Consider the following 18,485-nt stretch of genomic DNA (forward strand, 5'->3'; position numbering starts at 1 on the left):
AAGAACTGTATTCGGTGCTACTTTCGCGCTATCGACAAAGCGTTGTGTTTGTCAGCTGCGAAGAAGGAAGAGTATGAAGCATTTCGCTAAATCCGTCAACTCCTTCTTTTCCCTACCTTACTCGGCATTTGCATGCGTCGTTCAGCGAGGGGGCGAATTATAGCCCTGCTCCGCGTGCGCTGCAAGGGCTATTTTTCCGCCCTCACCGCCCAGCAAGCATAGTCTTCACTTCAAGCGCCTTTTTGTGCAGCCTGTCGCAATCGGCTGGCGTAGTTCGTGGTCTTTAGGCACAGTGGCAACATCAGACTCTGACGCTACTCAACAAGGGTTAAACTTGCCCGCTGCGTCGATTAACTCTTGTACTTGAAAGTGCCACCATGCTTCCGATTTCCAGCCTGCCCCAATTGTTGAAAACCATCCTCGCTTGGTTGCAACGGGCATTCGACGCGACGACGACCTGGGTCACCCAACTGTCCTGGTGGAAATTCTTCCTGTTCGCTGCACTGGCCCTGATCGCCGGTTCCATTTTGCAAGATGAGCTGTTCTCTTCCAGCCCGGACGAAGAAGTTGTCATCAAGTCGCATAAACGCAGCAGCAAGGGTTCGGGGGAAACCAATATCCTGATCGACGATACGGGGATTCACTTCAATCCCCGCAACAGCAAGAACCGGCGCAGCAGCGCGGCCGATGCAGCCAGCGAGCCGGCCGATGCCGCCGAGGCGGACGCACAAGCCAGTGCCGTGCCCCCTGAACCACCGGAGCCGCCGGCCGCCCCTGCCAAGCCCAGTTATCCAGTAACGACGAATGCCTCGGGCGAAGAAGTCCATATTGAATTGCCGCCACAAATCGGTGAAGAGTTGTCGAATGCCATCGAAGAAGCGGTCGATGATGCGGCGGAACAAAAAGTGTCGCGCTATCACCAGCAAGCCTCGACCTGGTTCAAGAGCTTTGTGTCCTTGCTGGTCTTGGCCCTGTTCGCCATGAAAGCCCTGGTCGGCGGCAAGAAACGTGCGGAAGCGGAAACCGTCACGGCGAATGAGGCGGCCGAACGGGAATCCATGCAGCGCCAGCTCAGCGAAGCAAAGATGCAGATGATGCAGGCGCAAGTCGAGCCGCACTTCCTGTTCAACACGCTTGCTTCCGTCGAACACCTGATCCAGGTCGATCCGCCGCGCGCGGCCAAGATGCAGCGCAGCCTGATCCAGTATCTGCGCGCCGTGCTGCCGCAAATGCGCGACAACGCCCTGATTACCAACCTGGGCCGCGAAGCGGACATGGTGCAAGCGTACCTGAACCTGCTGAAAATGCGCATGGAAGAACGCCTGACCGTCGACTTCCAGATTCCCGATGGCCTGCGCAGCGCCGCCTTCCCGCCCATGATGTTGCAATCGATGGTGGAAAATGCCATCAAGCACGGCCTGGAAGTCAAACCGGAGGGTGGCACCCTGCGCATCGTGGCCGAAGTGGCGCACAGCAAGCTGCGCGTCACGGTGACCGATGACGGCCTCGGCTTTGGCGTGGTGCCCAGCGATGGCACGGGCCTCGGTTTGCCCACCATCCGTGAGCGCCTGAAGCTGCTGCATGGCGACGAGGGCAGCCTGACCATTACGCCAAATCAACCGTCCGGCGTGTGCGCCGTGATCGAAGTGCCATATCAATTGTCCAAATAAGACAGAGTAGTTGATAAAAACGCTAAATCATTGAATAATCAATCTTCGCCTGTTCACACTTGAGACCTATGCCTACCGCTATTATTGCCGACGACGAAAGACTGATGCGCGACCAGCTGCGCCTGCGCCTGGGCCAGGCCTGGCCTGAACTGGAAATCATCGGCGAAGCCAAGAATGGCGACGAAGCGATCGAACTGGTGGAGCAACTCAAGCCGGACTTTGCCTTCCTCGATATCCGCATGCCGGGCAAGACGGGCATGGAAGCGGCGCAAGTAATCGGCGGCAAGACGCATATCGTCTTCGTCACGGCCTATGATAGCCACGCCGTCGAAGCCTTCGAGCGGGGCGCCGTCGACTACGTGCTCAAGCCGCCCGAGCATGAGCGCTTGCTGGTCACGGTGGAGCGCCTGAAAACGCACTTGAACAAGCCGGCGCTGGACGTCAACAGCAGCGTCACGGCCATGCTGTCGCAGCTGGCGGAGAAAATCACGGCCAAGCCCACCTATTTGCAATGGATACAGGCCAGCATCGGCCAGGACTTGCGCATGATCCCCGTGGAAGAGATCCTGTTCTTCCGTTCTGACGAGAAATACACCTGCGTGCAGACCGCCAAGTATGAGGCGCTGATCCGCAAGCCCGTGCGCGACCTGGCCGAAGAGCTCGATCCTTCGCTGTTCTGGCAAATCCACCGCGCCACCTTGGTCAACGTGAATGCCATCGAAGGCGTGACGCGCGACATCCGCGGCCGCCACCTTGTGCTCATCAAAGGCAAGTCCGACAAGCTCGAAGTAAGCCGCAGCTTCCTGCACCTGTTCAAGCAAATGTAAGTCTCCCGCCGCCGCCCGGCCCTGGCCGGCGCGGCGCATGCCTCTCTTCTTCCCCCTTCCTGCGCCACATCAAGCCGCGCCGCGCCAACAGGCATAGGCTAAAGTCCTGTCCGCCATTCCTGTCTTGCCTGCCTTCGTTCACGTTCGCAAGGAGAAGCCCATGCCTGACCGAGGCAGTTCCACACTGCTGCGCATCCTGCCGTTGGGCATGGCGGCGGCGCTTTTGCTGTGCCTGTTTCCTCCCCTCAAAGCCCGCCGGCAACGACAGGCGCGTGGCCAGGCCATCATCGACAGCGCCAGCGACGCCATCATCAGCATCGACAGCCGGCAAATCATCCTGCATGCGAACGCGGCGGCAGCCAGATTGTTCGACGACACGCCGGCCGGCATGCGCGGCATGCGCCTGGGCCAGTACATCCTGCGCGACTTGCGTACCCTGGGCGGCCTGGGCAAGCACGAGGGCGATCCGCCGTTTGGCGACATCAACCTGGAGCTGCGCCTGACGGGCCGGCGCACCACCGACTACACCCTGACGGGACGGCGCAGCGACGGCGCCATGTTTCCCCTCGAAGGCTCGCTCTCGGCCATGCTGGAAGACGGCCAGAGCGTATTTACCATCATCGTGCGCGACATCAGCGCGCGCCAGCAGATGCATGAACAACTGGCCCGCTCCTTTTCGCAACTGCGCGAATTGTCGAGCGCGCTGCAATCGATCCGCGAAGAAGAGCGCAAGCATATCGCGCGTGAACTGCATGATGACTTGGGGCAACTGCTGGCCACCTTGCGCGTTGACCTGACCCTGGTGCGCCAGCACACGGAGACCACCGCGTCCCTGCAGGCGCTGCTGTACAGCATGGATGGCTTGCTGGTGACGGCCATCACCTCGTTGCGGCGCATCGCCAGCAACCTGCGCCCGCGCGCGCTCGATGAAGGGGGCTTGTATTTTGCGCTGCAAAAACTGCGCCACGACTTTCTGTTGCGCCGTGCCATCCATTTCGACTTGCTGGCCGACGAGGCCGACCTCGTGCTCGACGATGCGCGCAGCACGGCCATCTACCGCATCGTGCAGGAAGCGCTGACGAATATCGCACGCCATGCCGAGGCCAGCCATATCACCATCGCCCTGCACCGCATCGACTCCTCACTGGCCATCACCATCCAGGATGACGGCCGCGGCATCGCCGAACACGACCTGGAAAAAGCCACGGCCCTGGGCTTGCTGGGCATGCGCGAACGGGTATGGGGTTTGAATGGCAGCATCCATATCGGCGCCGATAGCGAGCTGGGCGGCACTCGCATCGAAATCTCGCTGCCCATGCATGCGGAAGCGGCAACAGCGGCGATGCAATAAAAAAGGCGCCCGCAGGCGCCTTCTACTTCGTCACATCGAATACTGCTTAGAACTTGTGTGCCAGACCGATCTGGTACGAGGTCAGCGACTTGACGCGCTCGCGGCCAGCGTAAGCGTACACGTCGGTACGCTTCGACAGGTGGTAGTCGTAGCCGACGCCGAATTCCTTGATGGTGTCCTGATCCTTGACCTTGTTGTTGCTTTGCTCTTGCTTGCCATACGACACTTTGGCATCGCCGCCGCCAACCGTGTAGTTCAGGCCAATCAGGTAAGACTTGAATTCGCCGTTGGCAGCTACCTTGGTGTCGCCTTTCGAGTAGGCGGCCGTGACCTTGGCTGGGCCGAATTTATAGCCGCCACCGATGGACCACAGGTCCGGCTTGGCGGCCGTTGCCGTTGCTTGTACGGCTTTTTCGTAGCCGGCGTGCAAGCTGATCGGGCCGTTGTCGTAGGTTGCCAGGCCAATCACGCCTGCGTCAGCGCTGTTGACTTCGCTCAGCACGTATTGCAGGCTGCCCACGAAACCGTCAAAGCTTGGGCTGTTGTAGGTCACGGCATTGTTGACGCGCGACGAGCCGACGCCCGAACGCAGCAGGGTTTCATTGTTCTTGCCGACCACGCCGTAGGTGTTGAATGGATCGACGCGGGCGATGGTGCCATCAACCAGGTTCTTGGTGCGGCCCAGGATGGCGGTACCAAACGCGCCTTTCAAGCCCACGTAAGCTTGACGGTCGAACAACACGCCTTTTTGCGCGCCGGTGTCAGCCAGGAATTCACTTTCCAGGTTGAAAATTGCGGACAGGCCGCCACCCAGATCTTCCGTACCCTTGAAACCGAGGCGCGACGCGTTGTTTTCGCGTTGTACCGTCGGCTGGCCAGTGGTCTTGGCAATACCGAGGTCAACCAGGCCATACACGGTGACGTTCGATTGTGCTTGTGCCGTAGCTGCTGCGAAGGTGCCGATGATCAATGCTGCCAGAGTAATTTTTTTCACTTGAGATTCTCTACATTAGGTTGGACAAGAATGGTGCTGCTTAGCTGCTGAACCGAATCATGCCCACCAAATACTTCAACAATATGACATCGACAAGATGTTGTTTTTTGGCACAACATCGTGTCAGATAAAAACAACAGGCGAAAAAAAACCGCCCGAGGGCGGCTCATGCGGCGGCAAGGCCTATTTACCGTAGGTCGGAGTAGCGTGGCAAGGCCACGCGTAATCCGACAACATTGTTGGCAAGGCGGCGGTGTCGGATTACGCGGCTGCGCCGCTAATCCGACCTACCATATAGACAGATCAGCTTTATTTCAGACGACAGCTCAGCAGCCAGTAGTATTCCAGACGCTTCATGCGAATTTCGCGGGCCGAATGGGCAAACTTCTTGCGCAGGTGGCTATCCGATGGGAAATTCTTCAGCACTTCATAGCGCTCGCCCCCATCCGTCGTGCGGAACTGGTGGGTGTTGCCTTCCAGGTCGGTACGCGCGATCACGGTGCTGCTGCCGTCGACATAGGAATTGTCGATCAGCACCAGCAGGATGTCCTTGCCCAGCTTGCTGCGCAATTGCTTCAGGTATTTATCCTGGTCTTCACGCTTGACGTGCGACCACCAGAAACCGGCGAACACGGCCGTGAACTTGCCCAGCAGATCGTCGGGCAAATTAAAGGCGTCGAGCTTGGCGAAACTGACGTTGTCCGGCAAGCCGCGCGACTGGGCCAGCGCCAGCATTTCATCGTTGACATCGGTGGCCAGCACGGACTCGGCCGACTCGGCGACCACTTCCGTCCAGTAGCCGGTGCCGCAAGCCAGTTCCAGCACGGTGTGGCCTTCCAGCACGTCGGCGACCTTGTCGCGCAACACTTCCAGGTCTTCCTGGCGTTCGGGCTTGTCATAGACGCGCTCGTACTGCTGCGCGATGGTGGCGTAATATTTGGCAAGCTGATCGGTAATCATTGTTTCTTCTCTTCTTAAATAATCTTGGCCAGGCAACTCGCCCGGCCGACTTCCTGCATTGTTTATAGTTCGTAGTGCTCTTTATCACCGCTCATCGCCTGCTCGATGAGCTTGCGGTTCAGGGTCGGCGTCAGCAACTCGATAAAGGTATAAATATAGCTGCGCAAATACGCGCCTTGCTTGACGGCCACGCGCGACACATTCATGCCGAACAGGTGGCCGACAGGGATGGCGCGCAAGCCTTTGTCGCGCTCGGCATCGAAGGCCATACCCGCTATGATACCAATCCCCATGCCCAACTCGACATAAGTCTTGATCACGTCCGCATCGATGGCCTCGAGCAAGATGTCCGGCTTCAGGCCGCGCAGCACGAAAGCGTGGTCGATCTTGTTGCGTCCGGCGAACGCGCTGTCATAGGTAATCAGGGGGAAGGCGGCGATTTCTTCCAGGGTCACGGACTTCGATTTGAGCAGCGGATGGTCGACCGGCACCACCACCACGTGCTCCCATTGATAGCATGGCAAGGTAATCAGGCCATCGATGGCGGCGATCGATTCCGTGGCGATGGCCAGGTCGGCCTGGTCGCGCTGCACCATCTCGGCGATCTGGCGCGGATTTCCTTGCAACAAAGACAATCTTACCTTCGGGAACTTCAGCATGAAGGCTTGCACGACCTTGGGCAAGGTGTAGCGCGCCTGCGTGTGCGTGGTGGCAATGGTAAAGCTGCCGCTGTCCTGCGCCGCGAATTCCTTGCCGATGCGCTTCATGCTGTCGATTTCCTGCATGACCAGCTCGACCGACTCCAGCACCAGGCGGCCTGGCTCCGTCAAGCCGCGGATGCGCTTGCCGTGACGCGTAAAAATATCCACGCCCAGCTCTTCCTCCAGCTCGATGATGGCTTTCGATACGCCCGGTTGCGACGTAAACAAGGCCTTGGCGGCGTCCGTCAGGTTGTAATTCTGCCGGACCGCTTCGCGCACGAAGCGCAGTTGATGGAGATTCATTGCTGGTTTGCCCTAGATTGCCGTGATTTGCCGAGTTTCCGCCCCACCCATGATTTTGCGTTCATGCATATACGCATATCGCATATAAGCAAATGCGTACTTAGTAGTTTGGAATAAACACTAAGTTTATTACTATTGCGGGTACTTTGGGGGTGCAAGCATGACTTTGTCTTATATAGTCTCAGGATTTGCCGTAGGATTACTCGTAGGAATGACCGGCGTGGGCGGCGGCTCGCTGATGACGCCGCTGTTAACCCTGCTGTTTGGCGTACCGCCTTCCGTGGCCGTGGGCACCGACCTGGCGTTCGCCTCGATCACCAAGAGCGCCGGCACCCTGACGCACCGCCTGCGCGGCACCATCCGCTGGGATATCGTCAAGCGTCTGTGCATCGGCGCCCTGCCCGCCGCCGTCATCGCGACCCTGGCGCTGAAATCGTTCGGTACCCTGTCGCCGGAAATCGGCCAGATCATCCGTTACTCGATCGCCGGCTCCGTGCTGCTGACCGTCGTGGCGCTGATTTTCAAGGGCCGCATGCTGGCCTGGATCAACGCGCACCCTGAGAAACAATTGCAAGGCAACAAGCTTGCCGCCGCGACCATTATTTCCGGCGCCGTGCTGGGCGTGCTGGTGACGGTCTCGTCGATCGGCGCCGGCGCCATCGGCGCGACCCTGCTGGTGATGCTGTATCCACGCATGAGCTCGGCCGAAGTGGCGGGCACCGATATCGCCTACGCCGTACCCCTGACGGCCATCGCCGCCCTGGGCCACTGGTGGCTCGGTTCCATCCACTGGGAATTGCTGGCCTCGTTGCTGGTCGGCTCCCTGCCCGGCATCACGCTCGGTTCCTGGGTCGCCCGCTCGGTGCCGGAAAAGTTTTTAAGAGTCCTGCTGGCGATGACCTTGACCGGCGTGGCAGTGAAGCTAATCTATTAATTACCGAACAAGTGACTAGAGCAGTATCAAGAACATAATCCCAGGCAATCTTCCAGCACCCCGGCTTTTTTAGGAATTGATATGTACCATTACGATCAGTACGACCACCTCATCATCAAAGAACGCATCGCCCAGTACCGAGACCAGGTTGCGCGCCGTATCGCCAATGAACTGACGGAAGAGGAATTCATTCCGCTGCGCCTGCAAAACGGCCTGTACATGCAACGCCACGCCTACATGCTGCGCATCGCCGTGCCCTACGGCTTGCTGTCGTCGACGCAGATGCGCATGTTCGCGCACATCGCGCGCAAGTATGACCGCGGCTATGGCCACTTCACGACGCGCCAGAATATCCAGTTCAACTGGATCGAGCTGGAACAAACGCCCGATATCCTGACCGATCTGGCGTCCGTGGAAATGCACGCGATCCAGACGTCCGGCAACTGTATCCGTAATACAACATCGGATCCGTTCGCCGGCGTCGCCGCCGATGAAATCATCGATCCGCGCCCGTACGCGGAAGTATTGCGCCAGTGGAGCACCTTCCACCCCGAGTTCATCGCCCTGCCCCGTAAATTCAAGGTCGCCATCAATGGTGCCGAAGAAGACCGTGCCGCCATCGCCGTGCACGACATCGGCTTGACGGCCGTGCGCAACGCCGCTGGCGAAGTGGGCTTCAAGGTGATGGCGGGCGGCGGCATGGGCCGCACGCCGATCCTGGGCAGCGTCGTGCGCGACTTCCTGCCATGGCAGCATTTGCTGACCTACATCCAGGCGATCATGCGCGTGTACAACCTGCACGGCCGCCGCGACAACAAATACAAGGCGCGCATCAAGATCTTGCTGAAAGCCATCGGCGTGGAAGAATTCACGCGCCAGGTGGAAGCGGAATGGGTCGACTTGAAGGACGGTCCGGAAACCCTGACGGCCGAAGAAATGCAGCGCGTGGCGGACTTCTTCAATCCGCCTGCCTACCTGGCCTTGCCGGAACTCGACTACAAAACGGAACACGCGGACAACAAGGCGTATGTGAACTGGCTGGCGCGCAACGTCAAGCCGCACCAGCGCCCCGGCTACGTGGCCGTGGTGCTGTCCCTGAAGAAAACGGGCGTGCCGCCCGGCGACGCGACGGCCGAGCAGATCGACTTCGTGGCCGATCTGGCCGACCGCTACAGCTTTGGCGAACTGCGCGTGACGCACGAGCAAAACCTGGTGCTGGCCGACGTGGAACAGTCGAAACTGTTCACACTGTGGCAGGAAGCCAAGGCGCACGGCCTGGCCACGCCGAACATCGGTTTGCTGACGGACATGATCTGCTGCCCCGGCGGCGATTTCTGCTCGCTGGCCAACGCCAAGTCCTTGCCGATCGCGGCCGCCATCGCGGAACGCTTCGACAGCATCGACTTCCAGCACGACATCGGCGAGATCGAACTGAACATTTCCGGCTGCATCAATGCCTGCGGCCACCATCACGTGGGCAGCATCGGCATTCTCGGCGTCGACAAGGATGGCAGCGAATGGTATCAAGTGTCGATTGGCGGCGCGCAAGGCAACAACGCCGCCATCGGCAAGATCATCGGACCATCGTTCTCTTCCCTGCAGATGCCTGAAGTCATCGGCCGCCTGCTGCACGTCTACGTGCGCGACCGCCATGAAGGCGAGCGTTTCGTCGACACGGCCCAGCGCCTGGGTGTGGCACCGTTCAAGGAACACGTATATGCAACGCCGATCACGGTCGGCAACCTGGTGGGAGAAGACGAATATGTTTGAAGTACGCGAAGAAATCATCAAGAACGCCGCCGTGGTGCCAAATACCTGGGGCTTGCTGCGCCTCGATGAAACCGACACGCCGGAAACAGTGGTCGTGCCTGCCGGCAAGGTCATCGTGCCGCTGCCCGTATGGCAAGCCCAGCGCGAGACCCTGGCGGCCCGCCTGCCCGACATCGGCGTGTGGCTGGCCAGCGACGAGCGCCCGGAAGAGTTGGCGGCCGACGTGGCGCAACTGCCCGTCATCGGCGTGGACTTCCCGAAATTCACGGATGGCCGCGGCTATTCCATCGCCTTCAACCTGCGCGCCCGCCTGGGTTTCCAGGGTGAATTGCGCGCCATCGGCGACGTCTTGCGCGACCAGCTGTTTTCCATGCACCGGGTCGGCTTTGACGCGTATGCGACGCGCCCGGATCGCAGCATCCACGACGCCCTGAAAGGATTGTCGGTCTTTTCGGAAACCTACCAGGCATCGTGGGATCAGAAGTCGCCGCTGTTCCGCCGCCACCAGCGCGAAGGCCAGAATCCTGACCTCGACAACGCGGCCGGCATCTGAGGACCCATCATGAGCGATTTGACTTCTTTGATTGACGCCACCGAGCAAACGCTGACACGTATCGCCGCGGATTTTTCGCCAGCCGTGTTCGCGTCCAGCCTGGCAGCCGAAGACATGGTGCTGACCCACATGATACTCAAGGCGAAGCTGCCCATCGGCATCTTTTCCCTGGAAACAGGCCGGCTGCACCAGGAAACCCTGGCCGTGCTCGACAAGGTCAAGACCCGTTACGACCACGACATCACCCTGTACCGCCCGCAGCCGGAAGCCGTCGCCGCCTACGTGGAACAAAATGGCCTGAACGCGTTCTACAACAGCGTCGAGATGCGCCGCGAATGCTGCCGTATCCGCAAGGTCGAGCCCCTGGGCCGCGCCCTGGCCGGCAACAAGGCCTGGGTGACGGGCCAGCGCCGCGCGCAGTCCACCACGCGCGCCGAGCTGCACGTGCAGGAAGACGACGCCGCGCACGCGATGACGAAATTCAATCCGCTGGCGGACTGGTCGGAAGAAGACGTGTGGGACTATATCCGCGCCAATGACGTGCCGTACAACGCATTGCACGACCAGGGTTACCCGTCGATCGGCTGCGAACCGTGTACGCGGGCCGTGCAGCCGGGCGAAGATGTGCGCGCCGGACGCTGGTGGTGGGAAAACCCGGATTCGAAGGAATGCGGCCTGCACATGGTGGACGGTAAGTTGATACGCATCAAATCCGTGGCAGCCTGAACAGACACAACAGACTCAGCAGAACAAGAAAGCACCCATATGAGCAATATTTTGAACCAGCGTCACCTCGACAGCCTTGAATCGGAAGCCATCCACATCATGCGCGAAGTGGCGGCCGAATCGGCCAACCCTGCGCTGCTGTTTTCCGGCGGCAAGGATTCCGTCGTCCTGCTGCGTTTGGCCGAGAAAGCCTTCCGCCCAGGCAAGTTTCCATTCCCCCTCGTACATATCGACACGGGCCACAACTTCCCGGAAGTCATCACCTTCCGTGACAAGAAAGTGGCGGAACTGGGCGAGCGCCTGATCGTCGGCTCCGTGGAAGACTCGATCCAGCGCGGCACCGTGCGCCTGCGCAACCCGGCCACGGATTCGCGCAATGCGGCGCAAGCCGTGACCTTGCTGGAAACCATCGCCGAACATGGCTTTGACGCCTGCATCGGCGGCGCGCGCCGGGACGAAGAAAAGGCCCGCGCCAAGGAACGCATCTTCTCGTTCCGCGACGAATTCGGCGCCTGGGACCCGAAAGCCCAGCGTCCGGAACTGTGGGACCTGTATAACACCCGCGTGCATCCTGGTGAAAACATGCGCGTCTTCCCGATCTCGAACTGGACCGAACTGGACGTGTGGCAATACATCGCCCGCGAGCAACTGGAATTGCCGCCGATCTACTTTGCGCACGAGCGCCAGGTGATCCCGCGCAACGGTTTATTGGTGCCGCTGACGGATCTGACGCCGCCGCGCGACGGCGAAACGGTGGAAACACAAATCGTGCGCTTCCGCACGGTCGGCGATATCTCGTGCACCTGCCCCGTGTCGTCCGACGCGGCGACGGTCGACGCCATCATCGCCGAGACGGCAATCACGCAAATCACGGAACGGGGCGCCACCCGCATGGATGACCAGACTTCCGAAGCCTCGATGGAAAAACGCAAGAAAGCAGGATACTTCTAATGAACGCAGCACTCCAGAACACCACCTCCACCGACAGTTTAGAGCGCGGCATGTTGCGTTTTATTACGGCCGGTTCCGTCGATGACGGCAAGAGCACCCTGATCGGCCGTTTGCTGTTCGACAGCAAGGGCATCTTCGCCGACCAGCTCGACGCCATGTCGCGCTCCAAGCACAAGCGCACGGTGGGCGACACGGTCGACCTGTCGCTGCTGACGGACGGCCTGGAAGCGGAACGCGAGCAAGGCATCACCATCGACGTGGCCTACCGTTACTTTGCCACGCCGAAACGCAAATTCATCATCGCCGATACGCCGGGCCACGAGCAATACACGCGCAACATGGTCACGGGCGCCTCCACGGCTGACGCCGTCATCATCCTGATCGACGTGTCGAAAGTCAAACTCGGCGACGACGGCAGCGTGGAACTGCTGATCCAGACCAAGCGCCATTCGACCATCGCCCACTTGCTGCAGATCGAGCACGTGGTCGTCGCCGTCAACAAGATGGACCTGGTCGATTACGATGAAACGGTATACAACCGTATCGTCGCGGCCTACCGCGAATTCGCCCAGTCGCTGGGCCTGAAGGACATCACGCCGATTCCATTGTCCGCATTGACGGGCGACAACGTCGTCGAACGCGGCGACAAGCTGGGCTGGTACACGGGCCCGACCCTGATCGAGCTGCTTGAGTCCTTGTCCGTCTACGACGAATCGCACGACACGCCTTTCCGCTTCCCGGTGCAGCTGGTGGCGCGCCACAACGGCCACGAAGCGAACGACTTCCGCGGCTACATGGGCCGCATCGAGGCAGGCAAGGTCAGCATCGGCGACACCCTGGTGGTGCAGCCATCAGGCCAGACGGCCACCGTCAAGGATATCGTCACCCTGGACGGCTCGCTGAGCACCGCCGTGGTGGGCCAGTCCGTGACCCTGCTGCTCAATGAATACCTCGACATTTCGCGCGGCGACTTGCTGGCCAGCAGCGAGCGCCCTGCCACCCTGCTGAAAACCGTGGTGGCCGACGTGTGCTGGCTGTCGGAAGACGCACTGGATCTGCGCCGCAAGTACTGGATCAAGCACGGCACCAAGCAGACGGCGGCCAAGGTGACGGCGATCGAATCGATCCTCGACATCAATACGCAGCAGCGCCATCCAGCCGAAGGCCTCAAGCTGAACGATATCGCCCGCATCAGCCTGAACGTGCAGCAGGCGCTGGCGGCCGACGCGTATGCCGATATCCGCGCCACCGGTGCTTTCATCCTGATCGATGAAGTCACCCACCAGACGGTCGCGGCCGGCATGGTTCGACTCTAACCCCGCATCGTCCAGGAAAGGCAGCCACATGAACAGCTCCCCATCTCTCCCCGGCAAGGTCTACCTGGTCGGCGCCGGCCCCGGCGCGCAAGACCTGATGACCTTGCGCGGCGCGCGCCTGCTGGCGCAAGCGGACGTCGTGCTGCACGACGCGCTGGTCACCGAAGAGATGCTGGAGTTGTGCCCGCAAGCGCAAAAAATCCTGGTCGGCAAGCGCTGCGGCCAGTTGTCGACGGCGCAGGCGTTCATCAACAAGCAATTAGTAGACAACGCGCGCAAGCACGCCGTCGTCGTGCGACTGAAAGGGGGCGACCCCATGCTGTTCGGCCGCGCCGACGAGGAATTGCGCGCGCTGGAAGAGGCGGGCATCGAAGTGGAAGTGGTGCCCGGCATCACCACGGCCCTGGCGGCGGCAGCGGCCACGCAGCAGCCGCTGACCAAGCGGGGCGTGTCGCGCAGCGTCGCCTTCTTTACTTCCAGCACGGCGCCAGGCGAACCTGACCAGACGCGCATTCCCGACTGCGATACCCTGGTGCAATACATGGGTGGCCGCGAAGCCATCGCCACGGCGCAGCGCCTGCTGGCGCAAGGCCGCCGCGCCGATACCCCGGTGGTGGTGATTGAAAACTGCAGCCGCCCGGACCAGCACATCGTGCGCCTGCCGCTGAGCGCCCTGGCGCGTGGCCTGGGCGATACCCACGGCCCCGTGCTGGTGATGCTGGGCGACGCCATGGCCGCGCGCGCGCACCAGGCCATCGACAAAACGGCCGCTCTTCTGGCGCGCCATGCCTGATTAAACACAGCGTATTTTACCGACTTTAAAGTCAGTAACCGACGTCTTCAGAGGAAACATGATACGATGCTGACGCATCTTTTCTCGAGAAGTTGTTGCGTGATAGCAATAAATTCACGCTTCGCCCCGCCATAGCGCTTGCCATGCGGTTTCCCGGCTGACGGGAAGCACTGGCAATCTCCCCGAAAAAAGCTGCGCCCGCAGGCTGCAATACCGCGCCGCGCAACTTTAGCCTTACGATCACACATGAATTTCACCTCCGTGCGCGAAGCCCTGACTTCGCTCAGCCGCAGCAATGTCGGCGTCGCCAGCGCTGTGCTGCTCAGCATGCTCGCCTCCATCGCCCTGTGGACAGTGTTTCCGAATATCGACGACGAAAACCATTTGCTGGAGTGGCTGCAGGCGCTGTTCCTGGCCCTCGCCTGCACCGTGCACGGCGTGCGCGCCTGGCAAGAGACTGACCGCCAGTCGCTGCGCTTCCTCATGCACGCAGGCCTGTGCGCACTGCTGTTCGGCTTCCTGCTGCGCGAACTCGATATCGACCAGTTCGGCACGGCGCCAGCGTGGGCGCAACTGGAAAAAGCCCTGCGCGTGCTGGAATTGCTGATACTGATACGCATACTGATCTTTTTCGCGCCGCGCGCGCGCAAGGTGTTTGCCCATGCCGGCCTGATTTTCACCATGCGCATCACCATCCTGACGGCCATCGGCGGCTTGCTGATGGTTGCTGGCTGGCCCTTCGACAAGAAGGTCTTCCATGGCATGCCGGACGCTTACGCGCTGCTCGGCGAAGAAGTCTTCGAACTGGGCGCCTATTTGCTGCTGTTCCTCGCTTCACTGTCCGACAGCTCGGCCGCCGCCCGTATCAGCCTGGCGCCGAAGAAGAAATCGGCTTAAGCGCCTTCAAATGATGATGGCAGCGGCAGCAGCCGCTGCAAGGTGGCGGCCACGCGCAGCAGGCGCGGGTCGTCATCATCCGCCTCGTCGCAAGTATCGTTGATGCAGAAAAACGGCAAGCTGCCGAAACGCGCCGCCAGTTCCTCCAGCTGCCGCGGCGCCTGCACATCGCCGCTGGCGATATGCAGCGGGTCGAGCATGCGCGAGCGCGCAATCCCCTGATGCACCATCCAGCGCGGCACCAGGTCGGGCAGCAATGCCGGCACCTGCCACGAGCGGAACACCGTCGCGCGCACGCTGGCAAACATGGCCGGCGCCAGCCCTTCCAATGCATGCAGCGCGCTTTTCAGCATGGGCCGCGGCGCATGCGCATACAGGCGCGGTTCATGCAGGTATCCGGCGTACTGCGCCGACAGCCATTGCCGCGACAACGTGGCGCAGTTGGCTGGCGCGGCCACGTCGGCGCGCAAGTCCTGCAGATCATCGTGCAGCGCGCTCTCCGTGAACACACTCAAACGCCCCTCCCCTTCCCCGCCAAACCAGAAAGCGGGCTCGAACGGCGCGCCGAAAAATACGTCGTCGTTCAGATACAGGAAGCGTTCGGACAGGCCCGGAATATGGTGCAGATACGATTCGATATGGCCCGAGTCGAACACCGGCAGGGATGCAGCGGGCATCAGGCTCGCATGGTCGATCACCGTCAGGCGCGGTGAGGCGCGCAGCCAGTCGGGCACTTGCCGGTCCGTCAGCAGGTAGATGTGGCCGTGGCCGGGGAAGAAGCGCTCGAGCGCGCGCAGGTTGTAGCGCAGTTCGCCGTTGTCGCGGTAGCGCCCCGCCACGTTGCCATGCAGGGCCAGCTGGCCGGGATGCGCCTGCGCCCAGGCGGCATAGGCGCGCTGCCGGCGCGTGCGCCAGGCGGGATCGGCGCCGTCCACCCACAGGTAGACGATGTCGATGCCGCTCAAGGGAGAATGCTGGAGCCTGGCGCCGCCACGCAGTAATCGGCGATGGCGGCGAGCACGCTGGCGTTCTCGCCCACCGCCTCGACCACCTTCAGGCGCAGTGCCGGATGCTGCTGGCGCAGTTCTTCCAGCAACAGCGGCAAGTCGCGCAGCACATGCCCGCCCTGCCCCAGGAACACGGGCACCACGGTGACGTCCAGGGTGGCGCCGGCGGGCAGCTCGGCCAGCAGGGTCGCCACCAGTTCGGGCAAGCGCGGCGTCATCAGCTCCAGGAAGGCCAGGTGCACGCTGGTGGCAGGCATGCGCGCCTGGGTCAGGTCGCGCAGGCGTTCGAAAGGCGCGGCCCACGATGCGGCGCGCGCGCCATGGGCAAACAAGATCAGTGCCTGTTTCACGTTCGTCTCCATCAGTGCCGCTCCACCCACCACAGGGCGCCCAGCGCCAGCAGCAGATACAGCGCGCTCGGCGCCACCGCCGTCAGGAAGGCCGGCCAGGTGCTGAGCAGCCCAAGATGCGAGAACAGCGTGTTGACCAGCATGAAACTGACGCCGATCATGATGCCGATGAAGATCTTCAGGCTGATGCCGCCGCTGCGCGTATGCATGTAGGCGAACGGCAGCGCCAGCGCCATCAGCACGAAAATGGCCAGCGGATCGATCAGCTTTTTCCAGAAGGCGATGCGGAAGCGCTCCGTTTCCTGCTTGTTCTCGGCCAGGTGGCGCGTGTACACGGCCAGTTCGCTGGCCGACATGCGCTCCGGGTCGGACGCCGACACCGTCAGGATCTTCGGCGTCACTTCCGACGTCATGTCCTTGCTGGCGCTTTGCACCGTGTGCACCAGGCTCGTTTCCTGTCCATAGTAGTTCGACAGCTTCGGCTCGAAGCCGGGCGAAGTGGCCGCGCTGTTCGAGAACGAGGTTTCCGTCACCTCGGTCAGGCGCCAGATATTATTGCCCTGATACGTCGCGCCCTTGGCCACGGTCAGGGTGCGCAAGCGCATGTCGGTGTCGAATTCATACAGCTTGACGTTTTTCAGCTGGCCGTCCGGACGCGCTTCGCCGACATTGAAGAAGCGCGAGCCGGTGACGGTGCCCGTCAGGCCCTCGCTCTTGACCATGTCCTTGGTCCACAGGCCCGAGCGAAACTCGCTCGACACGGCCGCGCCGCGCGACGTCAGCTTGAGGCGTTCGGCCAGCGGCTCCGTGCGCGGCGTGATCAATTCGCCGAAGATGAAGGTGATGACGACGAAGACGATACCGATGCGGAACAGGAAACCGGCCGCCATCGCCGTCGACATGCTCGATGCGCGCATGATGGTAAATTCGGAACTGGCGGCAAACTGCGCCATCGTATAAATGGTGCCGATCAGCGCCGCGATCGGCATCACCTCGTACACGTGACCAGGCACCAGTACCAGCACATACAGGAAGGCGTACTGGATGGTATAGCCGTTGCGGCCCACCTTGGGCAGCTCGCCCGTCAGGTCGATGAAGGCTTGCAGTGCCAAAAAAGCGAGCAGCACGAACAGCACCGCCTGGAATATCGAGACCGCAAAATAGCGCTGTAAAATCTTCATTTCGATGCCGCTTTACTTGGTTTGCCGGCGCGGCGCGCGCGCTTGAAAGCCGCCAGCAGGACCAGCGGATGATAGCGGTGGTTCACATTCAGGCGCCACGCGAACAGCGCCACCACGGCCAGCGCCGCCAGCAGGTGCAACGGCCACCAAGCCAGGCCAAAGCTCAGGCGGCCCTGCTTCACGCTCGCTTCGATGACCTTGATCAGGTTGCTGTACGTAAAGAAAATCAGCAAGGCGATAATCAGGTTGGTCGAACTGCCGGCACGCGGATTGACAAAGCCCAGCGGAATGGCCAGCAGGATCAGCATCAGGCCGATCAGGGGCGCGCTGACCCGCCACAGCAATTCGGCCATGGTGTAGGGATTCGCATTGGCGACCAGCGCCATGGTGCTCATGGCGCGCACGCCCAGCTCCGCTCCCAGCTCCTGCTGCTTGCTCTCGATGCGCATGATGTACTGTTCGAATTCCATGGTCTGGAAGTCCGCTTGCGTCGGCACGCCCTGGTAGCGGCGGCCGCTCTTGAGCACCAGGAAGCGTTCGCCCTTGGCGTCGGTATTGATCACGCCTTCCTTGGCGACGACGACGACGGCGCTGCCTTTTTCATCGACGGTATTGACGAAGACGTTTTGCACCACGGTCTTTTCGCCGCTGACGCCCTCGACAAAGAAGATGCGGTTGCTGCCGGCCGATTCGCGGAACTGGCCCGGCGTGACTTTCTGCAGGTCTTCGCGCTTTTCAAAGCGCGCCACATATTCATCGCTTTTCTTTTGCGCCCACGGCGTGGCGTACAGGCTCAGGACGCCGGTAGCCAGCACCAACGGCAGGCCGAAGCTGAGCACGGGCCAGATCCAGCGCGACAGGCTCAGGCCGGAGGCGAACCACACCACCATCTCCGACTCCTTGTAGCTGCGCGTGACGACCATCAGCACCGAAATGAAACCGGTGAGGATGATGATGGTGGGCAGCTGCATCAGGGCGGAAAAAACCATCAGCGACATGACGTCGGACGACGCAATCTTGCCGCCCGCCGCCTTGCCGAGAATACCGATCAGCATCCAGGTGAGCAGGATGCTGAACAAAACTGTGAAGGTGGCCCCGGCGGCACTAGCCAATTCACGTCGAAGGGCGCGTTGAAAGATCATTCGGAGTTTATAATTCGGGTCAGTTAGTTGAGTAACACGTTACTAGTAAATGAAAACGG

At 61.1% G+C, this 18,485-nt stretch carries 17 protein-coding genes and 1 pseudogene; 11 read left to right on the top strand and 7 right to left on the bottom strand.

Annotated features, from left to right (window positions below; translation table 11 throughout):
• The first annotated feature begins 377 nt into the window (after nucleotides 1–377).
• The 3 genes from KO539_RS26110 to KO539_RS26120 all read left to right on the top strand — a co-directional run bounded on the left by KO539_RS26110 (nucleotide 378) and on the right by KO539_RS26120 (nucleotide 3,848).
• Nucleotides 378–1,670 carry a sensor histidine kinase gene (locus KO539_RS26110; protein ID WP_219312938.1) on the top strand — a complete coding sequence of 431 codons (1,293 nt, stop codon included), beginning with the start codon at nucleotides 378–380 and terminating at the stop codon, nucleotides 1,668–1,670.
• A gap of 68 nt (nucleotides 1,671–1,738) precedes the next feature.
• Entirely contained in the window at nucleotides 1,739–2,497 is a 759-nt protein-coding gene (locus KO539_RS26115) for a LytTR family DNA-binding domain-containing protein (RefSeq protein ID WP_035825940.1), read from the top strand.
• A 160-nt stretch (nucleotides 2,498–2,657) separates the two neighbouring features.
• Nucleotides 2,658–3,848, top strand: a complete 1,191-nt coding sequence (locus KO539_RS26120; RefSeq protein ID WP_219312940.1) for a PAS domain-containing sensor histidine kinase — start codon at nucleotides 2,658–2,660, stop codon at nucleotides 3,846–3,848.
• A gap of 46 nt (nucleotides 3,849–3,894) precedes the next feature.
• Here KO539_RS26120 and KO539_RS26125 read toward each other — a convergent pair whose 3' ends face one another.
• The 3 genes from KO539_RS26125 to KO539_RS26135 all read right to left on the bottom strand — a co-directional run bounded on the left by KO539_RS26125 (nucleotide 3,895) and on the right by KO539_RS26135 (nucleotide 6,806).
• A complete protein-coding gene (locus KO539_RS26125) occupies nucleotides 3,895–4,842 on the bottom strand; it encodes a porin (RefSeq protein WP_219312942.1) in 948 nt (315 codons plus the stop codon).
• 309 nt (nucleotides 4,843–5,151) lie between these two features.
• Nucleotides 5,152–5,802: a class I SAM-dependent methyltransferase gene (locus tag KO539_RS26130; RefSeq protein WP_219312944.1), complete on the bottom strand. Its 651-nt coding sequence runs from the start codon at nucleotides 5,800–5,802 to the stop codon at nucleotides 5,152–5,154.
• A gap of 62 nt (nucleotides 5,803–5,864) precedes the next feature.
• Complete coding sequence (locus tag KO539_RS26135; RefSeq protein ID WP_035825933.1) at nucleotides 5,865–6,806, bottom strand: CysB family HTH-type transcriptional regulator; 942 nt, start codon at nucleotides 6,804–6,806, stop codon at nucleotides 5,865–5,867.
• A 160-nt stretch (nucleotides 6,807–6,966) separates the two neighbouring features.
• On the opposite strand from KO539_RS26135, the gene KO539_RS26140 reads away from it, so the two are divergent.
• The 8 genes and pseudogenes from KO539_RS26140 (at nucleotide 6,967) to KO539_RS26175 (ending at nucleotide 14,746) form a co-directional block, all read left to right on the top strand.
• Nucleotides 6,967–7,740, top strand: a complete 774-nt coding sequence (locus KO539_RS26140; protein ID WP_034782225.1) for a sulfite exporter TauE/SafE family protein — start codon at nucleotides 6,967–6,969, stop codon at nucleotides 7,738–7,740.
• An 81-nt stretch (nucleotides 7,741–7,821) separates the two neighbouring features.
• Nucleotides 7,822–9,510: a nitrite/sulfite reductase gene (locus tag KO539_RS26145; RefSeq protein WP_219312946.1), complete on the top strand. Its 1,689-nt coding sequence runs from the start codon at nucleotides 7,822–7,824 to the stop codon at nucleotides 9,508–9,510.
• Nucleotides 9,503–10,063, top strand: a complete 561-nt coding sequence (locus KO539_RS26150; protein ID WP_219312948.1) for a DUF934 domain-containing protein — start codon at nucleotides 9,503–9,505, stop codon at nucleotides 10,061–10,063. The genes KO539_RS26145 and KO539_RS26150 overlap by 8 nt, the downstream gene beginning before the upstream one ends.
• Nucleotides 10,064–10,072: 9 nt before the next feature.
• On the top strand, nucleotides 10,073–10,789 hold the full coding sequence (locus KO539_RS26155; RefSeq protein ID WP_219312950.1) for a phosphoadenylyl-sulfate reductase: 717 nt from the start codon (nucleotides 10,073–10,075) through the stop codon (nucleotides 10,787–10,789).
• A 33-nt stretch (nucleotides 10,790–10,822) separates the two neighbouring features.
• Nucleotides 10,823–11,740, top strand: a pseudogene (gene cysD, locus KO539_RS26160) (sulfate adenylyltransferase subunit CysD); the annotation flags it as partial.
• A complete protein-coding gene (locus KO539_RS26165; RefSeq protein WP_099401052.1) occupies nucleotides 11,740–13,056 on the top strand; it encodes a sulfate adenylyltransferase subunit 1 in 1,317 nt (438 codons plus the stop codon). The pseudogene cysD and the gene KO539_RS26165, both read left to right, overlap by 1 nt.
• Nucleotides 13,057–13,084: 28 nt before the next feature.
• On the top strand, nucleotides 13,085–13,849 hold the full coding sequence (gene cobA, locus KO539_RS26170) for a uroporphyrinogen-III C-methyltransferase (RefSeq protein WP_219312954.1): 765 nt from the start codon (nucleotides 13,085–13,087) through the stop codon (nucleotides 13,847–13,849).
• Between the two features lie 246 nt (nucleotides 13,850–14,095).
• On the top strand, nucleotides 14,096–14,746 hold the full coding sequence (locus KO539_RS26175; protein WP_219312956.1) for a hypothetical protein: 651 nt from the start codon (nucleotides 14,096–14,098) through the stop codon (nucleotides 14,744–14,746).
• Here the strand turns inward: KO539_RS26175 and KO539_RS26180 are convergent.
• Genes KO539_RS26180 through lptF form a run of 4 tightly spaced genes read right to left on the bottom strand, consistent with a single transcriptional unit; the run spans nucleotide 14,743 to nucleotide 18,426 of the window.
• The gene (locus KO539_RS26180; protein ID WP_257626491.1) at nucleotides 14,743–15,711 is read right to left on the bottom strand and encodes a stealth family protein; all 969 of its coding nucleotides are present in this window, start codon (nucleotides 15,709–15,711) and stop codon (nucleotides 14,743–14,745) included. The two genes, KO539_RS26175 and KO539_RS26180, sit on opposite strands and share 4 nt — an antisense overlap.
• A complete protein-coding gene (locus tag KO539_RS26185; RefSeq protein WP_219312958.1) occupies nucleotides 15,708–16,115 on the bottom strand; it encodes a sirohydrochlorin chelatase in 408 nt (135 codons plus the stop codon). The genes KO539_RS26180 and KO539_RS26185 overlap by 4 nt, the downstream gene beginning before the upstream one ends.
• On the bottom strand, nucleotides 16,115–17,284 hold the full coding sequence (gene lptG / locus KO539_RS26190) for an LPS export ABC transporter permease LptG (protein ID WP_035825911.1): 1,170 nt from the start codon (nucleotides 17,282–17,284) through the stop codon (nucleotides 16,115–16,117). Before lptG ends, KO539_RS26185 begins: the two co-directional genes overlap by 1 nt.
• The gene (lptF, locus tag KO539_RS26195) at nucleotides 17,281–18,426 is read right to left on the bottom strand and encodes an LPS export ABC transporter permease LptF (RefSeq protein ID WP_099401048.1); all 1,146 of its coding nucleotides are present in this window, start codon (nucleotides 18,424–18,426) and stop codon (nucleotides 17,281–17,283) included. The genes lptG and lptF overlap by 4 nt, the downstream gene beginning before the upstream one ends.
• Nucleotides 18,427–18,485: the final 59 nt, after the last annotated feature.

It is taken from the genome of Janthinobacterium sp. NKUCC06_STL (assembly GCF_019345455.1).
GTDB classification, from domain to species: Bacteria; Pseudomonadota; Gammaproteobacteria; order Burkholderiales; family Burkholderiaceae_D; genus Janthinobacterium; species Janthinobacterium rivuli.